Here is a 22259-nt window from a genome sequence, read left to right on the forward strand (position 1 = left end):
ACCTCGCGTGTTTGTAGTTAAGAGTTTCATATTTATATGCGCAAACGTTTGCGCTACTTTAAGTATAACCCATTTCCAAAAGAAATGCAAGCGTTTGTAAAAAAAGTTTTTTGATTTTATTTAGATTGTTAAAAATGAAATTTACTATATCTTCCTTTGTCGCTTTAATTATTTTTTAAAAAAAATGTGCAATCGTTTCCATTGGCCTGTTTTTTGAAAATTTCTTCTCAAATATTTACTTTTTTCTACTATTATATTGACATTTTTCGTTTCTTCTAAATTTTAAACTTTTTAAAAATTTTTCAAAAAAGTGCTTGCAACCGTTTTCCGTTTGTGCTATACTATGGTCATAAGGGAAAACGTTTGCGTTTCCTCGAAATTAAAATTTGTTATTCTTTAGGAGGAATACACTATGTCAACTAAATTCATGAAGAGCGCTGCCGTACTTGGTACTGCTACTCTTGCTAGCTTGCTTTTGGTAGCTTGCGGAAGTAAAACTGCAGATAAAGCTGCTGATTCATCTGCATCAGGAAGTCAAGAAATCACTTTCTACGTTGAAGATCAATATAAAGCCTTCGCTGAATCAGCTGCAAAAGCTTACGAAAAAGAATCTGGTGTAAAAGTTACTATTAAAACTGGTGACCAATTAGGTGGACTTGACAATCTTTCACTTGATAACCAATCAGGTAAAGCTGCTGATGTCATGATGGCACCATACGACCGTGTAGGTAGCCTTGGTACTGACGGACAACTTTCAGAAGTTACTTTGAGCGACGGTGCTAAAACAGACGACACTACTAAATCTCTTGTAACTGTTGGTGGTAAAGTTTATGGTGCTCCAGCCGTTATCGAATCACTTGTTATGTACTATAACAAAGATTTGATTAAAGAAGCTCCAAAAACATTTGCTGACTTAGAAAACCTTGCTAAAGATAGCAAATACGCTTTTGCTGGTGAAGACGGAAAAACAACTGCTTTCCTAGCTGACTGGACTAACTTCTACTACGCATACGGACTTCTTGCAGGTAACGGTGCTTACGTATTTGGTGACAACGGTAAAAATCCTAAAGATATCGGTCTTGCTAACGATGGTGCTATCGCAGGTATCGAATACGCTAAGACTTGGTACGACAAATGGCCTAAAGGTATGCAAGATACTGAAGGTGCTGGAAACTTGATCCAAACTCAATTCCAAGAAGGTAAAACAGCTGCAATCATCGACGGTCCTTGGAAAGCTCAAGCATTCAAAGACGCTAAAGTAAACTACGGTGTTGCAACTATCCCAACTCTTCCAAACGGCAAAAACTACGCAGCCTTTGGTGGTGGTAAAGCTTGGATTATCCCATCAAGCACTAAGAACCTTGAAGGCGCTCAAAAATTTGTAGACTTCCTTGTTTCAACTGACCAACAAAAAGCATTCTACGATGCTACTAACGAAATCCCAGCTAACACTGAAGCTCGTGCTTACGCTGAAGGTAAAAACGATGAGTTGACTACAGCTGTTATCAAACAGTTCCAAAACGCTCAACCAATGCCAAACATCTCTCAAATGTCAACAGTTTGGGACCCAGCTAAAACAATGCTCTTTGACGCTGTAAGCGGTAAGAAAGATGCTAAAACAGCTGCTAATGATGCTGTAACATTGATCAAAGAAACAATCCAACAAAAATTTGGTAACTAATTGATTGATTCAAGGGAGATAATTTAAACATCTCCCTTGATTTTTAGATACACTGACAATGTTTTCAACAAACTTGCTGATTAGCATCGAGCCCAGAGCTCGTATCTTATGAAAGGAGCACTCATGGAACAACAACCAAAAAAAGCAGCCTTGCTTTCATTGATTCCTGGGTTGGGACAAATCTACAACAAACAAAAAGCTAAAGGTTTTATCTTCCTTGCTGTAACAGTGGCTTTTGTCCTCTATTTTATAGTACTTGCAGCACCAGAATTGAGCAACTTGATCACGCTCGGTGAAAAACCTGGCCGTGACAACTCTCTTTTCATGTTGATTCGTGGTGCATTCCACTCTATTTTTGTAATTGTTTACCTAGCCTTTTATATTCTCAATATTAAAGACGCTCACACTATTGCAAAACGTATTAATAATGGCATTCCTGTCCCATTGACATTGAAGGATATGATTAAAGGAATCTATGAAAATGGGTTCCCATACTTACTCATCATCCCATCTTATGTTGCCATGACATTTGCTATCATCTTCCCAGTTATTGTAACCTTGATGATTGCCTTTACCAACTATGATTTCCAACATTTACCACCAAATAAATTGTTGGATTGGGTTGGATTGACTAATTTCACAAACATCTGGAGCTTGAGTACCTTCCGTTCAGCCTTCGGTTCTGTTCTTTCTTGGACTATTATCTGGGCTTTATCTGCATCTACTTTGCAAATCGTACTCGGTATCTTTACAGCTATTATTGCTAACCAACCATTCATCAAAGGGAAACGTATCTTTGGTGTTATCTTCCTTCTTCCTTGGGCTGTTCCAGCCTTCATCACTATCTTGACATTCTCAAACATGTTTAACGATAGTGTCGGAGCTATCAATACTCAAGTTATCCCTCTCTTTGCTAAGGTTCTTCCTTTCCTAGATGGAGCACTTATCCCTTGGAAGACAAACCCAACTTGGACTAAGGTTGCCTTGATTATGATGCAAGGTTGGCTTGGATTCCCTTATATCTATGTCTTGACTCTCGGTATCCTACAGTCTATTCCAAACGACTTGTACGAAGCAGCTTATATCGATGGTGCAAACGCTTGGCAAAAATTCCGCAACATTACATTCCCAATGATTTTAGCTGTTGCGGCACCTACTTTGATCAGCCAATACACCTTCAACTTCAACAACTTCTCTATCATGTACCTCTTCAATGGTGGGGGTCCTGGTAGTGTCGGTGGTGGAGCTGGTTCAACCGACATCTTGATTTCATGGATTTACCGCTTGACAACTGGTACAGCTCCTCAATACTCTATGGCAGCTGCCGTTACCTTGATTATTTCAATCATTGTCATCTCTATTTCTATGATTGCATTCAAGAAACTACACGCATTTGATATGGAGGACGTCTAAGATGAATAACTCAATCAAACTCAAACGTAGACTGACTCAAACCCTCACTTACCTCTACTTGATTGGACTTTCAATCGTCATTATCTATCCGCTTTTAATCACGATTATGTCAGCCTTCAAGGCTGGTAACGTAGTGGCCTTTAAACTCGACAGCAATGTCAACTTTAGTCTTGATAACTTCAAAGGACTCTTTACAGAAACCTTGTACGGTACATGGTACCTTAATACTTTGATCATTGCTTTAATCACAATGGTCGTTCAGACAAGTATTATCGTACTTGCTGGTTATGCCTACAGCCGTTACAACTTCTTGGCTCGTAAGCAAAGTTTGGTCTTCTTCTTGATTATCCAAATGGTACCTACAATGGCCGCTTTGACTGCCTTCTTCGTTATGGCACTCATGTTGAACGCCCTTAACCATAGCTGGTTCCTCATCTTCCTCTATGTCGGTGGTGGTATCCCTATGAACGCTTGGTTGATGAAAGGTTACTTTGACACCGTACCAATGTCTCTTGATGAGTCTGCAAAACTTGATGGTGCAGGACACTTCCGCCGCTTCTGGCAAATCGTTCTCCCTCTTGTTCGCCCAATGGTTGCTGTACAAGCACTCTGGGCCTTCATGGGACCTTTCGGAGACTATATCCTCTCTAGTTTCTTGCTTCGTGAAAAAGAATACTTTACAGTTGCCGTTGGTCTACAAACCTTCGTCAGCAATGCGAAGAACTTGAAGATCGCCTACTTCTCAGCAGGTGCTATCCTCATTGCTCTTCCAATCTGTACACTCTTCTTCTTCTTGCAAAAGAACTTCGTTTCAGGACTTACAAGCGGTGGCGACAAGGGGTAATATACCCTCGCCACCCTTTTTCTTTTTGAACTTGTAACTAGATTGTCTGATGAGAAATCGAGCTTATCGAGAAAGCCTTCTTGTTTGTTTGTGAACAGATGTTAACAAACATTCACTTTTACCAAGGATTCTACTATCCCCGCTTGAAATAAAACCCATTTCTCTATATAATACTCGTATAGAAAAATGCCTATAGAAAGAGATTTATGTTACCATATCCGTTTTCTTATTTTAATAGTATTTGGGGATTCCGTAAGCCCCTCTCTCATCGTTTTGGTCTAAACTGGTTTCAACTGATTTTTACCAGTATATTCTTGATTAGCTTGTCTATGGTTCCTATTGCCATCCAGAATAGCTCTCAAGAGACTTATCCCTTAGAAACTTTTATCGATGATGTCTACGCTCCTTTGACGGACGAAGTCGTTCAGGATCTAGCTAAGAATGCTCAGATTGTAGATGGTAAACTAAGCTATACGGGTTCAACTCCTCATCAAGCTTCTGTTCAAATTGGAGATACTTCTAGTTCAAGTTTCCCTGAGGAATTGCTCCTTAGCTTTGAACCCGAGAATCTCGTCATCAGTAAGCAAGGAAAAGAGTTAACCAGCATCCGCTATCATGCCATCACAACCGATAGTTTCCAAAGCAAGGAAAGTTTAACCCAAGCTATTTCCAAAGATTGGTATCAACAAAACCGTGTCTACATCAGCCTCTTCCTGGTCTTAGGTGCTAGTTTCCTCTTTGGACTTAATTTTTTTATTGTAGCCTTAGGTGCTAGCCTTTTGCTCTACTTTACAAAGAAATCACGTCTCTTCTCATTTAAGACCTACAAAGAGTGCTATCATTTTATTTTGAACTGTTTAGGATTACCAACTTTACTGACCATGATTCTAGGTCTCTTGGGTCAAAATATGACGACTTTGATTACTGTTCAAAATATTTTATTTGTTCTATACCTGGTCACTATCTTTTATAAGACTCATTATCGTGATCCAGACTACCAAAAGTAGGAGATTATTATGCCTGTTACGATTAAAGACGTGGCCAAAGCTGCAGGAGTTTCTCCTTCAACCGTAACCCGTGTTATTCAAAACAAATCAACGATTAGTGACGAAACCAAAAAACGAGTTCGAAAGGTAATGAAAGAACTCAATTATCATCCTAACCTTAATGCTCGAAGTCTTGTTAACAGTTACTCACAAGTTATTGGTTTGGTTCTTCCAGATGATTCAGACGTTTTCTACCAAAACCCTTTCTTCCCTTCTGTTCTTAGAGGGATTGCACAGGTTGCCTCAGAGAATCACTATGCCATTCAGATTGCGACCGGCAAGGATGAAAAAGAGCGTTTAAATGCCATTTCACAAATGGTCTACGGAAAACGTGTAGATGGGCTTATCTTCTTGTATGCTCAAGAAAATGATCCCTTGGTGCAATTAGTTGTCGATGAGCAATTCCCCTTCCTCATTCTTGGAAAATCGCATTCCCCTTTTATATCGCTTGTTGATAATGATAATATTCAAGCAGGTTTTGATGCGACCGAATACTTCATCAAAAAAGGATGTAGTCGAATTGCTTTCATTGGTGGTACCAAGAAGCTCTTCGTTACTCAGGACCGTCTGACAGGTTACGAGCAAGCACTTCAAGAACATCATCTAGCTCTTGATAGCCACCGTACCTTCTTTGCAAACGAGTTTCTAGAAGAAAAGGGCTATAACTTTAGTAAACAACTCTTTAAACACGACCCTCAGACCGATGCTATTATCACAACAGACAGTCTCTTAGCTGAAGGTGTATGTAACTATCTCAACGAACACCAGCTTGATGTTCCAGTCCTCAGCTTTGACTCAGTAAATCCAAGATTGAATCTGGCTGCCTATGTTGATATCAATAGTCTTGCTCTTGGTAGAACTTCATTTGAAACCATTCTTCAAATCATTAATGATGTCAAAGAAAATCGTCAAATCTGCTATCGTCAGGTGATCGCACACGAAATCGTCGAAAAATAAAACCCAACTCTCTTTTTGAACTGCACCCCCAAAGTTAGACAGAAAAAATCTAACTTTGGGGGTGCAGTACATTTTCGAGTTGGGTTTTTGTATTCTATTTATCTGAACAACTAGTTTTCAACTTCGACAAATCGGCCTAAAATATGTACATTCTCAGATACAGAAACAAAGGCTGTTGGATCAACTTGTTTCATGATGTGTTTAAAATCGTTGAACTCTGCACGAGTGATAACCGTAATCAAAACTGCCTTACGTTCGTGATTATAGGTTCCTTCAGCATCATGGATCATGGTCGCACCACGGTGTAATTTATTGTGAATTTTCTCAATGACTGCATCTGGATTACTAGTAACAATCATAGCCTGCATGCGTTTTTGTTTGGTGAAAACTGCGTCTGTTACACGACTTGAGACAAAGATGGTAATCATAGAATAAAGAGCGTATTTCCAACCAAAGGTCAAGCCAGCAATCAGCATGATTGTCCCGTTCACCAAGAAGGAGATACTACCGACGTTTCGACCTGTTTTCTTACGAATGGTTAGGCTGACAATATCTGTTCCACCGCTGGAGATATTATGGCGTAGAGCAAAGCCGATACCAAGTCCCATGACTACCCCACCAAAGAGAGCATTGATGATGGGATCCTCTATCAAGACCACCACTGGCACAAATTGGATAAAGAGCGAGCTCATGGATACCGTGATAAAGGTAAATATCGTGAACTTATGCCCAATCTGGCGCCAAGCTAAAATCATGAGTGGTATATTGATACAATAGAAAGCTACAGAAATTGGAATATGGAAATTAAACCAGTAGTTACTAAGGCTTGAGATAATCTGAGCTAAACCTGTTGCTCCACTTGAATAAACGTGTCCTGGTTGGAAGAAGAAATTGACGGCTACTGCTGATAGAAAACCATATACCAGAGAAGCTGAAATTTTTTCATCGTATTTTTCTCGGGAGATACTTTGCAAAACACGTAAAATCTTCACCCGATAAGCAAAGCGGCGCAGATAATGGTACCACTTTTTAGTTAGTTTCGTTTGTTTCATCTTGTTCTACTTGTAGATTGAGTTCCTCTAATTGTTTAAGAGCTACTGTTGATGGTGCTTGCGTCATTGGGTCAGTTGCCTTGTTGTTCTTAGGAAAGGCAATCACTTCACGGATATTATCTTCTCCAGCTAAGAGCATGACAAAGCGGTCAAGTCCGATAGCCAAGCCACCGTGTGGTGGGAATCCATAGTCCATAGCTTCCAAAAGAAAACCAAACTGATCATTGGCCTCTTCTGCTGAGAAGCCAAGAGCTTTGAACATACGTTCTTGGAGTTCTTTTTGGTTGATACGAAGGCTACCACCACCAAGTTCATAACCATTCAAGACGATATCGTAGGCAATGGCACGAACCTTGGCCAAATCTCCTTCAAGTTCATGAGCTGTTTCTGCTTGAGGAAGGGTAAATGGATGGTGGGCACTCATGTAACGACCTTCTTCTTCTGACCATTCAAACATTGGCCAGTCAACAACCCAGAGGAAGTTGAATTTGTCATTATCAATCAGGCCTAGTTCCTTCGCAATACGTCCACGAAGGGCACCAAGTGTTGCATTAGCTACTTCAAGCGTATCTGCTACAAAGAGAACCAAGTCCTTATCTTCAAGACTAAGTGCTCTTGTCAAATCTTCCTGATTACCAGTCAAGAACTTAGCAACTGGACCGTTTAATTCACCGTCAACAACCTTGACCCAAGCAAGACCTTTAGCCCCATACTGCTTGGCTACTTCTGTCATCTTGTCGATGTCTTTACGTGAGTAGTTATCTGCTGCACCTTTGACGACAATGGCTTTGACGGCAGGTGCTTCTGAAAAGACTTTGAAATCAACACCCTTGACAACTTCTGTCAAGTCTTGAAGCAACATCTCAAAACGAGTGTCAGGTTTGTCAGAACCATAAAGAGCCATGGCATCATCATACTTCATACGAGGGAATGGTAATGTCACTTCGATGCCTTTTGCTTCCTTCATCACGCGCGCAATCAAGCCTTCTGTGATGTCTTGAATTTCTTGCTCAGTCAAGAATGAAGTTTCCAAGTCGACCTGAGTAAACTCTGGTTGGCGGTCTCCACGCAAGTCTTCATCACGGAAACATTTAACAATTTGGTAGTAACGGTCAAATCCAGCATTCATCAACAACTGTTTTGTAATCTGCGGACTTTGAGGAAGAGCATAGAAATGCCCTTTATTGACACGAGATGGTACCAAATAGTCACGCGCCCCTTCTGGCGTTGATTTAGAAAGGAATGGTGTTTCCACATCGATAAATTCCAACTCATCCAAGTAGTTACGGATAGAATGCGTTACCTTGGCACGAAGTTTAAGATTTTCCAACATCTCTGGACGACGAAGATCAAGGTAACGGTAACGTAGACGCGTATCATCGTTTGCTTCAATGCCATCCTTGATTTCGAATGGTGTTGTTTTAGCTGTATTAAGCACAGTAAGAGCTGTTACATTCAATTCAACCGCTCCAGTCGCCAACTTGTCATTTGCTTGCTCACGTGCAGCAACTTGTCCAGTCACCTCGATAACATATTCGCTACGAAGGCTTTCAGCTGTTACCATCACCTCTGCAGATACTTTTTCTGGATTTATGACCAACTGCATGATCCCTTCGCGGTCACGAAGGTCGATAAAGATCAATCCACCCAAGTCACGACGACGAGCAACCCAGCCTTTCAAGGTAATTTCTTGTCCGATGTGCTCCTCACGAACACGACCAGCATACATACTACGTTTCATGTTTTCTCTCCTCTTTTATTCTGTTACTATTTTACCATAAAAGCGCAGGCTCTTCATGAAAATCATCAGAAAAGTTGAGAGAATCCTCTCATAAATGAAAAAATCCAGCAAAGTCATTCGCTGGATTTGGGTTTTCTTTATTTTTTACGCTTTTCCGCAATCTCTGCCGCCTTTTTAGGGAGAACAATCTCCGTTGCATAAGCTGTCGCAAATCGCATAATCCCTGCAATTGGTGCGAAGATAACTGCTAGATAGTTATAAAAGAAATCCCCTTTTAAAGCATAGGCAAGCGCTCCAATGATAAAGAAGAGAACAACTGCCTGAATCACTGCTAATAATATCACTCGTTTCATGACTTCCTCCTGAGTCTATTATAGCATGAGAATCATTAAAAATCCGATTAAATTATTTAAAGCATGTAAAGCAATGCTGTAAGCCAGTCCACCCTTGCTGATATAAGCCAATCCCATGCTAAACCCAAGTGAAGCATAAACTAAGAACTGTAGTAGAGTTCCAGGGAAATGAACAAGAGCAAAAATGAGACTACTTACAAGAAGAAAGAGAGCTGTCTGCTTGATGTTATCCTGTTGAGGGAAGACATAACGAGCTAGCATACCTCTAAAAGTTAACTCTTCTGTCAGGGGCGCAAAGACAACTATCATGAAGAAAGCGAAGAGAGGTTGATTATGAGTCAATTGTTCTGCCGTCTGTTGATTGACTGATGGATCATTTGGCAAAAAGAATTGGGCAACAATGACAAGGGCCCATACCAAGGCAGGTAACCAGATGTATTTGTTGAGGGCCGTTTTTTCAATCGTAACGGTTCCTGTCTTATACCACTTGTAGGTAACGAAGGTGAAGATTCCTGCTAATAAGACATAAACAGGGACAAAAACGTAGTCAGGTGCTCCCAACTTCATCGCTGCCACACCTACACCCTGAATAAAACTATAAATCATAATAAATGATAAGAAAGTAAGACTATACCAGCCAATCTTTTTAAGTGTTTTCATAAGATTCTCCTATTTGAAATAACGTTTTGTTTTGCGTAGCTGTGCAACATTCGTGTACAAATGGATGACAACTGCCACAAGCAGAGCAACTAACTGTACTTGTCCCAATACTAGAGATAGCACGACTAAGACAACATAGATACCAGGAATAAGGAGCTGATTGACCTTGAACAAGATCAAGTAAGCTTCTTCCATCTCAGCCTGCTTTTCTCCCTCATCATAAGTATCCAGGTATTCCAAAACTTCCTTAGGAGTCGCCATAACAGAAAGTTTATAGTTACGGATCTTGCTAGTGATTTTGAGACAGTAAGCACCCGACCAGATACCTAAAACTATCAAAAGTAAGGATGTTGCTGACGGGCCTAAACCTCCCAAATCTATAAGTAAGCAGGCCGTCATACTAATTTGGCAAACATTCCAAGCTACCGTACCATAATCCAAGAAACGATACATAACAAGATAGTCTTGTTCGTTTTCTTCGTCCTCTTCTTCTCTTTGGTAGCTCTGATAGGCCTTATGGCTTTTTCTAATAAAATAAAATGTTAGGATCGTCGTAATCAGCCCTAGAACAAGAAAGAGTGATTCCAAGGCAATGACTACTTGAGCTTGACTGATACCTAAAGGATTAACACCAAGGAAACCAGCAAGTATTCCTAATAAAACTCCGGCAAGAAAAAGCTTCAGTGCAAAAATAATATGTTTCTTTTCCATATTTCAACCTCTTTCTAAAACAAGCCAGACAACCATTGACCAAAAGCTTTACCTGATTCGAAGATAGCGGTCAAGCCTTCTGCTCCAAGTGATACCAAAAGCAAACAAACAACTAATAAGAGAATAGCTTGGTTTCTTGCTTTCTTCGCTCCATCTCCCAAGGGCTCATTCCCAAGCCAACCTGCTAGATAAGCATAGAGAGTCACGGTTATAATCCCAATCTCTGTCGAAGAGAGGAATAAGAAGACTGTCACCAAACGAATGATATTGGCTTGAATGTTAAAATAATTTCCTAAACCTGCACAAACACCTGCAAGTGCTTTGTTCTCAGTATCTACTTGAAAACCTGCTAAAAACTCTTTCATAACTTTTCTCCTTTTAGGATCTCTTTAAACTTCATCTTTCTCTCTACCCATCTAAAGACTAATAGTAAAACTATGTTAATCCAGAAGAGGTATTTACTTTCAACAATTGTAAACCAACCAAATAGGCTTCCAATCATAGCCAAAAGATTCACGATAAACACAACGATACATAGATAATAAATCAATTTATACTTGTTCATCACTCATCCTCCTCTAAACGAAAGACCGACTCGACCGGCTCATGGAATATCTGAGCAATCTTCAGGGCAATGACGATGGATGGAGTGTACTCATCTCGTTCTAGCAAACTGATGGTTTGCCTGGACACGCCTGCTAGCTTGGCCAGCTCAGTTTGATTCAGGCCATCGCGAGCCCGAAGCTCTTTTAGACGATTTTTTAGCATGTCTTTTTTCTCCTTTGTTCTTTATCTTGATTTTATTGTAACACATCTTTTTATTTTTGACAAGCATATTTGTCAAAAAGTTTAATATTTTTGTCATTTTGTAAAAGAAAAAGGTCAGGAATGGTTCCTGACCGTATTTTTCTTATAGTTGATAGAAGATTGCTTACTTAGGCGATGGAGCTCCGGAATCTTCTTTTACTTGCTTTTTATCTTCTTTTTTGTAATCTCTTCTGATGATATACAAAGTTGATAGACTGATGAGAGTCAGTAGAGCTCCTGTAATCCTTCCTTTTTGAGAGAAAACAAATTCTACCTTATGTTGTCCGGAAGTAATCGGGAAGGAAATAAAACTGTTCCAAGCTTTTGTCACAGGAACATACTTACCGTCAACTTTCACTTTCCAACCTTCACTATAAGGGATGGAAGTCATCATATATTTACTGTCGTCCGTGATATTCACTGAACCGACGATATAAGTATTTGAGAATTTCTCAACTTGTAGGCCTTGTGCCTTCCGTTTTTCTAAAGCACTTTGAATTTGACTGATCTCTGCACGATAAACACCTGCGTTTGAAAGGTCAACTTTATCAGTTTTAAAACGGAACTCAAGTACAGATTCTTGATCAACTGCATTATCTGCGATTTGCCAGAGTTGACGTTGCGTGTTTCTCTTAGAATGAGTAAACCACTTGCCATTTAAGAGGACTGAGTAATCTTTTTCTGAATTTAGACTTGCAGGCACAAAGAAGTAATAAGTCAAGTCTGTTCGAGGAGTAATTCGGTAACGAACCACTGCATCTTTAGAAGAATCCACACGCTTGTAGACTGCAGTTCCCTTTTCTTTGTCAACATTTTCCTCTGTAAGATTTTCTGTCTCAACATCTCCGTAGGCTAGAGGTTTGAAGTAGTCGAGGTAGTTTTCCTCGCCTTTTTTCACACCTTCCATAGAGTTGAGGATGATGTTTTGATTTTGAATAGCGTTATTCTTACCAAAGTTGATATTTCTTACCAAATCATTTGTTCCATAAGCTAATGGGAAAGAATTTGGATTTTCATACACAATATAGCGCTCATCTTCATAGACCTTACTCGTGAAATAACGGCGCATGTCAAAACGGCTGGCAAAACGAGTGAAATACATTCGCTCAGGATGAGCTTCTTTCTCAGCTGGTTCCAGATCCTTGACATCCATATAATAGCGAACACCGTATAAGGCATCTGTTAACAAGGTCCCATTTTCATACTCAGTTGCTGCGTTAATCCCTTGGTCCCCCATGTAAGCAAATTGATCCATGGTTGTACGCTCTAAGCTAGAACTAAAGGTACTTAGACCTGGGTAAGACACAAGTGACGGCACTGTTTTTGAATAGGCAAAAGTAGTAGCGATTCGATAGAATGGTTGATCTGCCTGTTTTTGAACATCATCTGTGACCTGTTTTACAGATACTGTTGCATCTACAAATTTATCTACGTCTGCATAACCAAAAGTCACTTGAGATAGATAAGCATTATAGCCTAATTCAAAGATGGTTAGGGCAGACAAGGTAAGAATTGCCAATCTGGTCATTCTTGTGCGCAGTAAGAAGATAACTGCCAAATAGACCAGCAAGGTTAAGACAACCTGAGATAAGAGATAACCCGTTTGGAGAAGAATTCCTAGAAGAAGAACGACAGCCCCAGCTATCAATAGCACCATTTTTTTCACTTTAGGAGCTTTACAAGAACGACTCCAATAGAGATAAGAATAGGCACCTGTAGTAGCTATTAGTAAAAGCCAAAATACGATAAAGTTCTTTGATAGAAATTGAGTCAAAGCTTCAGGTTGAGTTTTTGGAAGATAGGTGAATTTCTTTGTATAGAGATAAATTGCTGATAAAACCAGTAACACCACTGAAAGCAACTTCCCTCTACGAGAAATTTCTACTTGTCCCTTAACTACCTGATAGGCTAAGACGAGCATAAAGAACGAGAATAACCATGAAAAACGGAAGAAGAATCCAGCTGGATTTTGTCCCATATGCCAGATTTTACTTACAAATTCATTAACAAAGGAAATCAAGAAGATGAGGGTGACAGCACCTGCAGCCCAACGTTTTTCCTTGGCTACCTGTTTCGATGTAAAGTAAAGGATGAAACCTATGAATCCTAAAGCACCGATATAGATATTTGGGAGGTTAGGTCCAGTCGACCAACCAGAAGTCGTATCAAAGCCACCGATAGCAAGCTTCGATAGGATATCCACAGGATTAATTTGAAAGGCAAAAGAAAACCTCATGGCATCTCCAACCTGCCCCTTACTCTCAAGAAGATTGTAAAAGACTGGCACAATTAGTACCGAAGCTGTTGCAACTCCAATGACAGAGAAGGCAAATGCTTTTACCAAAGGATTCAAGAAGTGTTTCAGCTTCTGTTTCAGAGTTCCCTGGATTGAGAGACGCGGTGAAACATAATAACAAGAGTATAGGACGATAAAAATTGAAATCATATAGCCCATATAAAACTGTAGAAAGACCGTCAGCCCTAAAATAAAGGCATAGCGATAGGGTCTTCCACCATCCAAGAGTTCTTCCAGATAAACGATAACGAGCGGTAGCATGATCATGGCATCATAGAAAATGACGTTCATCTGATAGGAAACGAGCATTCCTGAAAGAGCATAGGCTGTTGCAAACAAAGGTACCAACCACATACGTGATTCTGCACCCTTATAGCGCTTGATCAGAAAATGAGAGAAAGAAAGTCCGATTGCGCCGTATCTGAGCCAAATAGTTAGAAAGACTGCTAAACCATAGTGTTTGAAGGGGATAATAATATAAAAAATATTAAAAGGACTCATTAAGTAATAGCCTAAAACCCCTATCATATCTCCACCGAGAGATTTCGTAAAGGAGTAGGTTAGACTGCTTAAATCACCAGTAAGTACCGCATTCTTAAGTAAGCCAAAAAAGCTGATATACTGCTGACCAAAGTCAACTGCCATCAGACTTTTATTCCCAAAGGGATAGCTACCCATGAAGAACCAAACAACCAACATGATGGTCATTGGTAATAAGGCACTCATCGTATAAAGCAAGGCTTTGGGATGTTTTCCCTTCAACTCTTGCCAACACTTTAACCACTTATTCATGATTGATTTCTCCTAATGTCATTTTAACCGATCTTATCTTTTTCAGCTTGGTCAATATTGCTTTTCGCGATGACAAAGTGAGGACGTTGTTTCACCTCGTAATAAATCTTTCCAATATACTCTCCAAGTACACCGATGAAGATCAATTGCACACTACTAAACAAGATAATCGCTGCTATTGTCGTGAAATAGCCACTCGTATAGTCTGAAGAAAAGATAAATTTGCAAAACTCATACACAATGTAGAGCAGAGACAGAACCATACTGACAAATCCAAATTGGATACAGATTCTGAGCGGACGATCGTTAAATGAGATAATTCCCTGGAAAGCATAATTCATAGACTTTTTAAAGCCGAATTTACTTTTTCCTGCTATACGCACTTCATTTTTATAAGGGATAACCTTCTCTTTAAAACCAATCCACTCATAAAGTCCTTTGTTGAAACGATTATACTCTGGAAGGGAAACAAATACATCCACAGCTCTCTTGCTTAGGAGACGTAATTCTGATTTCCCGTCTGTTAACTTGACATCCATGGAGTGGTTAGAAAATTTATAAAAGCTACGAGCAAAGAAACTTCCTACGAAAGACTCTCCTTCTCGACTTCTCTGACCACTGACAATATCATAACCTTCTTTATAAGCATCTACAAAGAGGGGAATCAGATAAGGCGGATGTTGCAAGTCGCCATCCATCACCATAACAGCATCGCCAGTAGCATATTTAAAACCAGCAAGAATTCCACTCTCGCGTCCAAAATTTCTACTAAAGCTGATATACTTGACCCGCGGGTTTTCGTTTGCAATAGCATTGATTAGTTCTAAAGTACTATCGCTACTACCATCGTCTATATAGAGAATTTCATAATCAGATAGTTGTTTCGACAATATCATGCTCTCTAGCTGTTCAGAAATAGCTTTATGAGTTTGAGATAGAACTAATTCTTCGTTTAAAAGGGTAATTAGAATTGATAGTTTCATCTAAATGCTCCATAGTCTTTATACTTTTAAAAAGGAGAGAGCACTGCTCTCTCCTCTCTAAAGAAACTCATCTAATATTATTTAGAAAATTTACGTTTCATGACAACAGTACCTGACAAGATTACTAGACCTGCCAATACAAGTACAGTACCAGTCGCTTCACCAGTAAATGGAAGTTCAGATCCTTCTTCTGTTGTTGATACAGAAGGTGCTGGTTTTTCAGAAGTTGTTTCTGTTGTTTCTGTTACAACTTGCTCTTCTGGAGTTGTTGTTTCAGACACAACTGGCTCTTCTGGAGTTGTTGTTGTTGAAGTAGTCGTTGGCTCTTCTGGAGTTGTTGTTGGTTCTGTACCTGGGTAATATGGCATTGTTGTTTGTGGCGTTGTTGTGGTTGTTGAAGTAGTCGTTGGCTCTTCTGGAGTTGTTGTTGTTTCTGTTACAACTTGCTCTTCTGGAGTTGTTGTTGTTGAAGTAGTCGTTGTTGGCTCTTCTGTTGTTGTGGTGGTTGTTGAAGTAGTCGTTGTTGGCTCTTCTGTTGTTGTGGTGGTTGTTGAAGTAGTCGTTGTTGGCTCTTCTGTTGTTGTGGTGGTTGTTGAAGTAGTCGTTGTTGGCTCTTCTGTTGTTGTGGTGGTTGTTGAAGTAGTCGTTGTTGGCTCTTCTGTTGTTGTGGTGGTTGTTGAAGTAGTCGTTGGCTCTTCTGTTGTTGTTGAAGTAGTCGTTGTTGGCTCTTCTGTTGTTGTTGTAGTTGTTGTTGTTGTAGTTGTTGTTGTTGTAGTTGTTGTTGTTGTTTTTTGGTCTACAATATTCTTAGCTACAGGAGCTTTTGGTGTTTTGAATTCACCAGCTTCAACTACAGTATCAGCTGCCAACTCATAACCTTCTGGAGCTTTAACTTCTTTAATGATGTATTTGTCACGCAAGATGTTCTTAACAGTGAATTCACCATTAGCATCTGACTCAAACTCACCAATGATATCTTGGTTAGTTGCACGGATAACCTGGAATTTCGCACCTTTAAGTGGAGCACCGTTTTCGTCTACTTTTTTCACTTGAATGCTAAATTCGTAACCGACACCTTCACCACCAGCGATTTGGATGTTTACTTTACTATTTGAAGGGTACTCCTCTTTGTTATCACCTTTGATTGTCGCTGTATTCTTAATTTGTTCGCCGTCAACAGTTTCATAGTTAGCAACTGCTTCATATTCTACTGCAAAGTGATCGTTAGCAGAAATATTACCAAAGTCAATAGAGAATGACTTATCTGTTGCGTTTACAGTATAGTTAGCCGTAACGTCTTGTTTATTCTTAAGAGTCCATTTTCCATTAGCGTATTCCCAAGTACCTTTGAAGATTTTGAAACTATCCTTTTTGTAGGTAACCCCTGCTGATGTTATTGAATCTGAAAGGACTGCATTGTTGATTGCTTCGTTAGTTCTGTTTACAGAGATACGGAATCCAAGGTTCTTGTGGTCTCCATTATCCCAACCAGATTTGATGATTGTGTAACGTTTACCTTCACCAACTGTTGTACTTGTTACTTTACCGTTGAATTTTACATTACCGTTAACAGACACATTAACAGGAACTTCACCATCATTTGGGAATTTATCTTTGTTAACACCAGCGTAGAAGAAGAATGAACCTGAAACATCATTTTTTTCTTCAACGAATTTAGTAAATGTCAAGACAATCTTACCAGTTTTTGCGTCAACTTTTGCATCGGCAATCTTTTTACCAGTGATTGTGTCGTTGATTTCAAAATCCTGAGACTTGATATCGATTGGTCCATCGATAGTGACTGCAGTTGTATCCCCTGCTTTAACATTTTTTCCTTCTAAAGCAAATTTTGCATTCAGACGGAAACTGTCATAACGACCTAGGCCGGTTGCTAATTCTTCACCTTGGGCATTTTGGATCTTGAACTCCGTGATCACATCCACTTCCTTGGCTGCAGCAGCTTGTACAGTACCTACTGAGACCATGAACAATACCGTCAATACCGATACAAATAATGACAGTAAAAATTTAGTTTTTGCAAACTTTTTCATTATGGTTTCCCCTTTTTTTATTGAATGGTAAAATGAGAGCGTCATTTTCAGAATTGATTATATCATATTTATTTACTATTGCAAGTGATTGAAAGTATTAAATTATTTTTTTTCGATTTTTTATATATATTTAGCTTTTTTGTGTTTCTATAGTACAAATATGTTATTATTCAAGACAACTATAGGTTGATAACGTTCGTTTTTTTATACACAAAATTATTATAATATTTAAAAAAAGAGAGGGGTTGACTCTCTCTTTTTTATCTGTTATATCTACGATTCAACACAACTATAGCTGATAAGATAAAGACACCTGCTGTTACTAAGCCAGCTTCCACTGTTTCCCCAGTTTTAGGAAGCTGAGGTTTATCATCTGTCGTTGTTGTTGATGAGACTTCTGTTGATTGCGTTGAACCTTCAGGAGTTGTCGTTGTTGAGCTAGTCGTTGGCTCTTCTGTTGTAGTTGTAGTAGTTGTCGCTGGTTCTTCTGTTGTGGTTGTTGTAGAAGTTATCGCTGGTTCTTCTGTTGTGGTTGTAGAAGTTATCGCTGGTTCTTCTGTTGTGGTTGTAGTAGTTGTCGCTGGACCTTCTGTTGTGGTAGTTGTAGTAGTTGTCGTTGGACCTTCTGTTGTGGTAGTTGTAGTAGTTGTCGTTGGCTCTTCTGTTGTGGTAGTCGTTGAAGTTGTTGGCGGTGCTTCTGTCGTTGTCGTCGTTGAAGTTGTTGGCGGTGCTTCTGTCGTTGTCGTCGTTGAAGTGGTTGACGGCTCTTCTGTTGTTGTCGTTGTTGAGCTAGTCGTTGGCTCTTCTGTTGTGGTAGTCGTTGAAGTGGTTGACGGCTCTTCTGTTGTTGTCGTTGTTGAAGTCGTTGTTGAAGTTGTAGTTGTGGTTGTTCTATCACCACTTCCTTCACCTGAACCAGTTTCTAAACGCGTCAAAGCTTCAATCGAACGTGACTTGTTAAAGTTACTTGCTGACCATTCCAAAACATTGGCAACTTTAGTACCTTTTGGAAGTTCTGACGTTAATTCTGTTGTGTACTCAATGTACATTGCCCAGTTCCAGTTGTCACCAAAGTTAATGGTGAACCCTGTGATCTTACCATCCGCATTTCGAGTAAATTCGGCTTTTTTGCTAAAGTTATCGATTGGTTCCAATTTAAGAAGAGCTGCTTCATTTGGAATCTTCTCTGGTTGAGTTGCATAACGGACTGCACGGAAGGAACTTTCTACCAAGACTTGTCCACTATCACTAAAGTCATCCTTGATAACCATGTTGTTTAATTTATCTTGAACTGCGTTCAAAACAACACGCCACTTGATGCGGTTAGGATTTTCTGAATCTTGGTAACCATATTTCATTTCATAGTCACCAGCTTCACCATCTGTTTTATCATAATTAAGGGTATAATTTTCTGTCCCGAATTGGAAAGTATATTTCCCAGACTTTGGCAAATTCGTTACGTTAGGACGAACAGCGTATTTCAAAGTCATAATCTTATCTTTGTAGTTCTTAGAGAAATAATCTGTAAAGGTGATGGTCACTTTTTGAGTACTTGGATCTGTTACTGCATTCCCAATAACTTCACCACTGCTATGGGTAATTGGAAATTCTAGTTTAGTAATCAAGCCCAATTCTTTAGGAAGATCAAGTACCAGTACATCGCCTTCCTTAATTTGTTGAGTATCAGGGAAAGAAATGGTATTGGTTGCTTCCAACACTTTACCTGTGCTGATTTGAGTTTCCGATGTCAATGGTTGACCATCAACAGTGATTGTTGTTTTATTGGTATAGTCTGTAACATCAGTCGCAAACACCGTCGTAAGCACCGTCAAAGATAAGACAAGTATACCCACAAATCCAAACATACGTATCGCATTCTTTTTAAAGTTCTGCATAATCGACTCCTTTTCTTACTTAGATATATCATAGCACTTTTTGTATCCGTTTACAATATTTTGAATAATGTCATCCCTTTTTATCCAAAATTATCAGCATTTTCCTGACTATTTTTAAAAATATCAGTTTTAATAATCGGCTTCCTTATAAAGTGATTCATGATAATTATAAAAAAAGCCGGGACCTGCTTCCCGACTTTACTTTTACTGTTAAAATCCTAGTTTTCCAAAGACTTCTTTGAAATTCTGACCGATGGTATCAAGAGAAACTTCTACTTCTTCTCGAGTTTGGTTGTTCTTGACTGTCGCTTGTCCGCTTTCGACTTCGCTCTCTCCTAGCGTTATGAGGGTCTTAGCCGCAAAGACATCAGCTGACTTGAACTGAGCTTTGAGTTTACGGTTGAGATAATCTCGCTCTGCTTTGAAACCTTGCTGGCGAAGAGCTTGTACCAACTCCAAGGCCTTGACATTTGCTCCTTCACCAAGAACAGCAATATAAACATCTAGAGCGTTTTCGATAGGGAGGGCTACACCTTGCTTCTCAAGGACCAGAAGAAGACGCTCCACACCAAGTCCAAATCCAAAGCCAGCAGTTTCAGGGCCACCAAAGTAGGCAACCAAGCCATCATAACGACCACCTGCACAGACTGTCAATTCATTGCCTTCGATCTCTGTGATAAACTCAAAAATCGTGTGGTTGTAGTAGTCCAAACCACGCACCATGTTGGTATCGATGATATAGTCTACTCCAAGATTTTTCAACATTTGACGAACAGCATCAAAGTGGGCTTGGCTTTCTTCATCGAGGTAATCCAAGATAGATGGTGCATTCTCCACTGCTGCCTTGTCTTCTTTTTCCTTAGAGTCCAAGACACGAAGAGGGTTTTCCTCCAAACGACGTTGGCTATCCTTAGACAAGCTATCTTTGAGCGGTGTCAAGTAGTCAATCAAGGCTTGGCGGTAAGCCGCACGACTTTCAGGATTTCCAAGAGTGTTAAGATGTAGTTTCACACCTTGAACACCGATTGCTTTCAAGAAGTGGGCTGCCATAGCGATCGTTTCCACATCTGTGGCCGGATTACTTGATCCAAAGCACTCCACACCAATCTGGTGGAATTGGCGTAAACGACCTGCTTGTGGACGCTCATAGCGGAACATTGGTCCCATGTAGTAGAACTTGCTTGGCTTTTGCACTTCTGGTGCGAAGAGTTTGTTTTCCACATAAGAACGGACGACTGGAGCAGTTCCTTCTGGACGGAGGGTAATATGGCGGTCACCCTTGTCATAGAAATCATACATTTCCTTGGTTACGATATCGGTTGTGTCCCCAACAGAACGGCTGATGACTTCGTAATGTTCAAAAATAGGGGTACGCACTTCTGCGTAGTTGTAGCGTTTGAAGATTTCACGCGCAAAGCCTTCAACGTACTGCCACTTGGCAGACTCAGCAGGTAAAATATCCTGCGTTCCTTTTGGTTTTTGTAATTTCATAGGGAATCCTCTTTATAACTTAATAGTCCTATTTTACCATAAATGAAAGGATTGGAACAGTCGGAGGAGTAAAGAAATAGCTTTAGTCTGTTCCTTTTTCATCTAGTTTACGGACAAATAGCAAATGTCGGCCAGCATTTACAATCTGAGCCAAGCATGGTACAATGAAAAACATCAGATATACGAAGGAGAATTTATGAAAAAGAATATCTTGACGACCCTTGTAGCTGCCCTTGTCTACTTTCTCTGTATCGGAGTGGGGGTTCTACTAGGAAACCTTGTCGACCACACTGGAAATATGTTTTATGCCCCTGCTTTTTCTGCTCTTGTGGGAGGTAGCGTCTATATGCTACTTTTAACAAAAGTACCTCGTTTTGGGGCGATTACAACGATTGGGCTCGTTATCTCTCTCTTTTTCCTCGGGAGCAAGCATGGTGCCGGAGCCTTTCTTCCAGGAATCATCTGCGGGCTTGCAGCGGATGGCATCGCTCATCTAGGTCACTACAAAGATAAGATCAAAAACCTTCTTTCCTTCCTAATCTTTGCATTTGGTACTACTGGCCCTATCCTACTGATGTGGCTAACTCCTCAGGCTTATATAGCAACTCTTGTAGCTCGTGGCAAATCTCAGGACTATATTGACCGCGTCATGGTCGCACCTAACTCTGGCACTATCCTTCTCTTTGTAGCAAGCGTCCTTATCGGTGCCCTACTTGGTGCCCTTATTGGACAAGTTCTTATTAAAAAAAATTCAGAAAAAAAACCATCATAAAAAGAGCCGGTTGGCTCTTTTTTATTTATGACTTAATTTCTTGGTCAAGAAGTCTCCCAAGAATTGGATAGAAAAGATGATCAAAATGATAATGATAGTCGCCAAGATAGTCACATCGTGATTGTAACGGTTAAATCCATAAGCGATAGCTACGTTACCGATACCGCCAGCACCTACTGCTCCCGCCATAGCTGTCTCACCGACAAGGGAAATCAAAGTTACAGTCGTCACACGGATCAAGTCTGGCAGACCTTCTGATAAGTACACTCCTACAATGTCCCAAAATGTAGCTCCACTTGCCTGAGCTGCCTCAATGACACCACCATCAAGTTCTGATAAAACCACTTGAACCTGACGAGCAAAGAAAGCAAACACCGCAAAAGATAGTGGTACAATAGCGGCATTCGGCCCAATACTTGTTCCTACGATTAGATGTGAGAAGGGCGACAAGACTGCCAAGAGAATGATAAAGGGAACAGCACGGAAGATTGAAGTAATCTTATCCAAAACCCAAAAGACAAATTTATCTTCTAAGACGCCACCAGGAGCTGTCAAGACAAGGAAAAGTCCTGCAACTAGTCCTAGGAATCCTCCAATGATAAAGGAAAAAACTGTCATATAAAGCGTCAAATAAATAGCCGTTCCCCAGCCTGCTTGACCTAACCAGCCCATCTTGTAGACGTTTGGTAAATATGTTTGAATCAAATCTGCCAT

General features: G+C 40.0%; 20 protein-coding genes. 6 read left to right on the forward strand and 14 right to left on the reverse strand.

Annotated features, from left to right (window positions below):
• The first annotated feature begins 412 nt into the window (after nt 1–412).
• From ACXYSN_RS06695 to ACXYSN_RS06715, 5 genes are all read left to right on the forward strand, one after another.
• The gene (locus ACXYSN_RS06695; protein WP_458636561.1) at nt 413–1681 is read left to right on the forward strand and encodes an extracellular solute-binding protein; all 1269 of its coding nucleotides are present in this window, start codon (nt 413–415) and stop codon (nt 1679–1681) included.
• A gap of 123 nt (nt 1682–1804) precedes the next feature.
• Nucleotides 1805–3094 (forward strand): carbohydrate ABC transporter permease, encoded by a 1290-nt coding sequence (locus ACXYSN_RS06700; protein WP_302851376.1) that lies wholly within the window; start codon nt 1805–1807, stop codon nt 3092–3094.
• 1 nt (nt 3095) lies between these two features.
• On the forward strand, nt 3096–3938 hold the full coding sequence (locus ACXYSN_RS06705; RefSeq protein WP_006149616.1) for a sugar ABC transporter permease: 843 nt from the start codon (nt 3096–3098) through the stop codon (nt 3936–3938).
• 206 nt (nt 3939–4144) lie between these two features.
• Nucleotides 4145–4945: a DUF1189 domain-containing protein gene (locus tag ACXYSN_RS06710; RefSeq protein ID WP_458636562.1), complete on the forward strand. Its 801-nt coding sequence runs from the start codon at nt 4145–4147 to the stop codon at nt 4943–4945.
• Between the two features lie 9 nt (nt 4946–4954).
• Entirely contained in the window at nt 4955–5941 is a 987-nt protein-coding gene (locus ACXYSN_RS06715; protein ID WP_458636563.1) for a LacI family DNA-binding transcriptional regulator, read from the forward strand.
• 110 nt (nt 5942–6051) lie between these two features.
• On the opposite strand, the gene ACXYSN_RS06720 is transcribed toward ACXYSN_RS06715, so the two are convergent.
• The 13 genes from ACXYSN_RS06720 to hisS form a co-directional block, all read right to left on the reverse strand.
• Nucleotides 6052–6993 carry a YitT family protein gene (locus ACXYSN_RS06720; RefSeq protein WP_458636564.1) on the reverse strand — a complete coding sequence of 314 codons (942 nt, stop codon included), beginning with the start codon at nt 6991–6993 and terminating at the stop codon, nt 6052–6054.
• Entirely contained in the window at nt 6971–8734 is a 1764-nt protein-coding gene (gene aspS / locus ACXYSN_RS06725; protein ID WP_458636565.1) for an aspartate--tRNA ligase, read from the reverse strand. Before aspS ends, ACXYSN_RS06720 begins: the two co-directional genes overlap by 23 nt.
• A gap of 137 nt (nt 8735–8871) precedes the next feature.
• Nucleotides 8872–9087 (reverse strand): hypothetical protein, encoded by a 216-nt coding sequence (locus tag ACXYSN_RS06730; RefSeq protein WP_006149636.1) that lies wholly within the window; start codon nt 9085–9087, stop codon nt 8872–8874.
• A gap of 18 nt (nt 9088–9105) precedes the next feature.
• Entirely contained in the window at nt 9106–9747 is a 642-nt protein-coding gene (locus tag ACXYSN_RS06735) for a lysostaphin resistance A-like protein (protein WP_458636566.1), read from the reverse strand.
• A gap of 9 nt (nt 9748–9756) precedes the next feature.
• Nucleotides 9757–10458, reverse strand: a complete 702-nt coding sequence (locus tag ACXYSN_RS06740) for a DUF3169 family protein (RefSeq protein ID WP_458636567.1) — start codon at nt 10456–10458, stop codon at nt 9757–9759.
• Nucleotides 10459–10472: 14 nt separating this feature from the next.
• Nucleotides 10473–10823, reverse strand: a complete 351-nt coding sequence (locus ACXYSN_RS06745; protein WP_458636568.1) for a PspC domain-containing protein — start codon at nt 10821–10823, stop codon at nt 10473–10475.
• Entirely contained in the window at nt 10820–11023 is a 204-nt protein-coding gene (locus tag ACXYSN_RS06750) for a hypothetical protein (protein ID WP_458636569.1), read from the reverse strand. The genes ACXYSN_RS06745 and ACXYSN_RS06750 overlap by 4 nt, the downstream gene beginning before the upstream one ends.
• Nucleotides 11023–11226, reverse strand: coding sequence for a helix-turn-helix transcriptional regulator (locus ACXYSN_RS06755; RefSeq protein ID WP_000916944.1), 204 nt, complete (start codon nt 11224–11226; stop codon nt 11023–11025). Before ACXYSN_RS06755 ends, ACXYSN_RS06750 begins: the two co-directional genes overlap by 1 nt.
• A 163-nt stretch (nt 11227–11389) precedes the next feature.
• The gene (pgfM1, locus tag ACXYSN_RS06760) at nt 11390–14353 is read right to left on the reverse strand and encodes a glycosyltransferase PgfM1 (RefSeq protein ID WP_458636570.1); all 2964 of its coding nucleotides are present in this window, start codon (nt 14351–14353) and stop codon (nt 11390–11392) included.
• 23 nt (nt 14354–14376) lie between these two features.
• A complete protein-coding gene (gene pgfS, locus ACXYSN_RS06765; protein ID WP_373113880.1) occupies nt 14377–15336 on the reverse strand; it encodes a glycosyltransferase PgfS in 960 nt (319 codons plus the stop codon).
• 77 nt (nt 15337–15413) lie between these two features.
• Nucleotides 15414–17387, reverse strand: coding sequence for an Ig-like domain-containing protein (locus ACXYSN_RS06770; protein ID WP_458636571.1), 1974 nt, complete (start codon nt 17385–17387; stop codon nt 15414–15416).
• 260 nt (nt 17388–17647) lie between these two features.
• A complete protein-coding gene (locus tag ACXYSN_RS06775) occupies nt 17648–19282 on the reverse strand; it encodes an Ig-like domain-containing protein (protein ID WP_458636572.1) in 1635 nt (544 codons plus the stop codon).
• A 210-nt stretch (nt 19283–19492) separates the two neighbouring features.
• Nucleotides 19493–20773: a histidine--tRNA ligase gene (gene hisS, locus ACXYSN_RS06780; RefSeq protein ID WP_458636573.1), complete on the reverse strand. Its 1281-nt coding sequence runs from the start codon at nt 20771–20773 to the stop codon at nt 19493–19495.
• A 196-nt stretch (nt 20774–20969) separates the two neighbouring features.
• Between hisS and ACXYSN_RS06785 the strand changes: the two genes are divergently transcribed.
• Complete coding sequence (locus ACXYSN_RS06785; RefSeq protein ID WP_458636574.1) at nt 20970–21545, forward strand: MptD family putative ECF transporter S component; 576 nt, start codon at nt 20970–20972, stop codon at nt 21543–21545.
• A gap of 21 nt (nt 21546–21566) precedes the next feature.
• On the opposite strand, the gene ACXYSN_RS06790 is transcribed toward ACXYSN_RS06785, so the two are convergent.
• Nucleotides 21567–22259, reverse strand: a complete 693-nt coding sequence (locus tag ACXYSN_RS06790) for a methionine ABC transporter permease (RefSeq protein ID WP_074324940.1) — start codon at nt 22257–22259, stop codon at nt 21567–21569.

This window comes from Streptococcus sp. V869 (assembly GCF_054353515.1).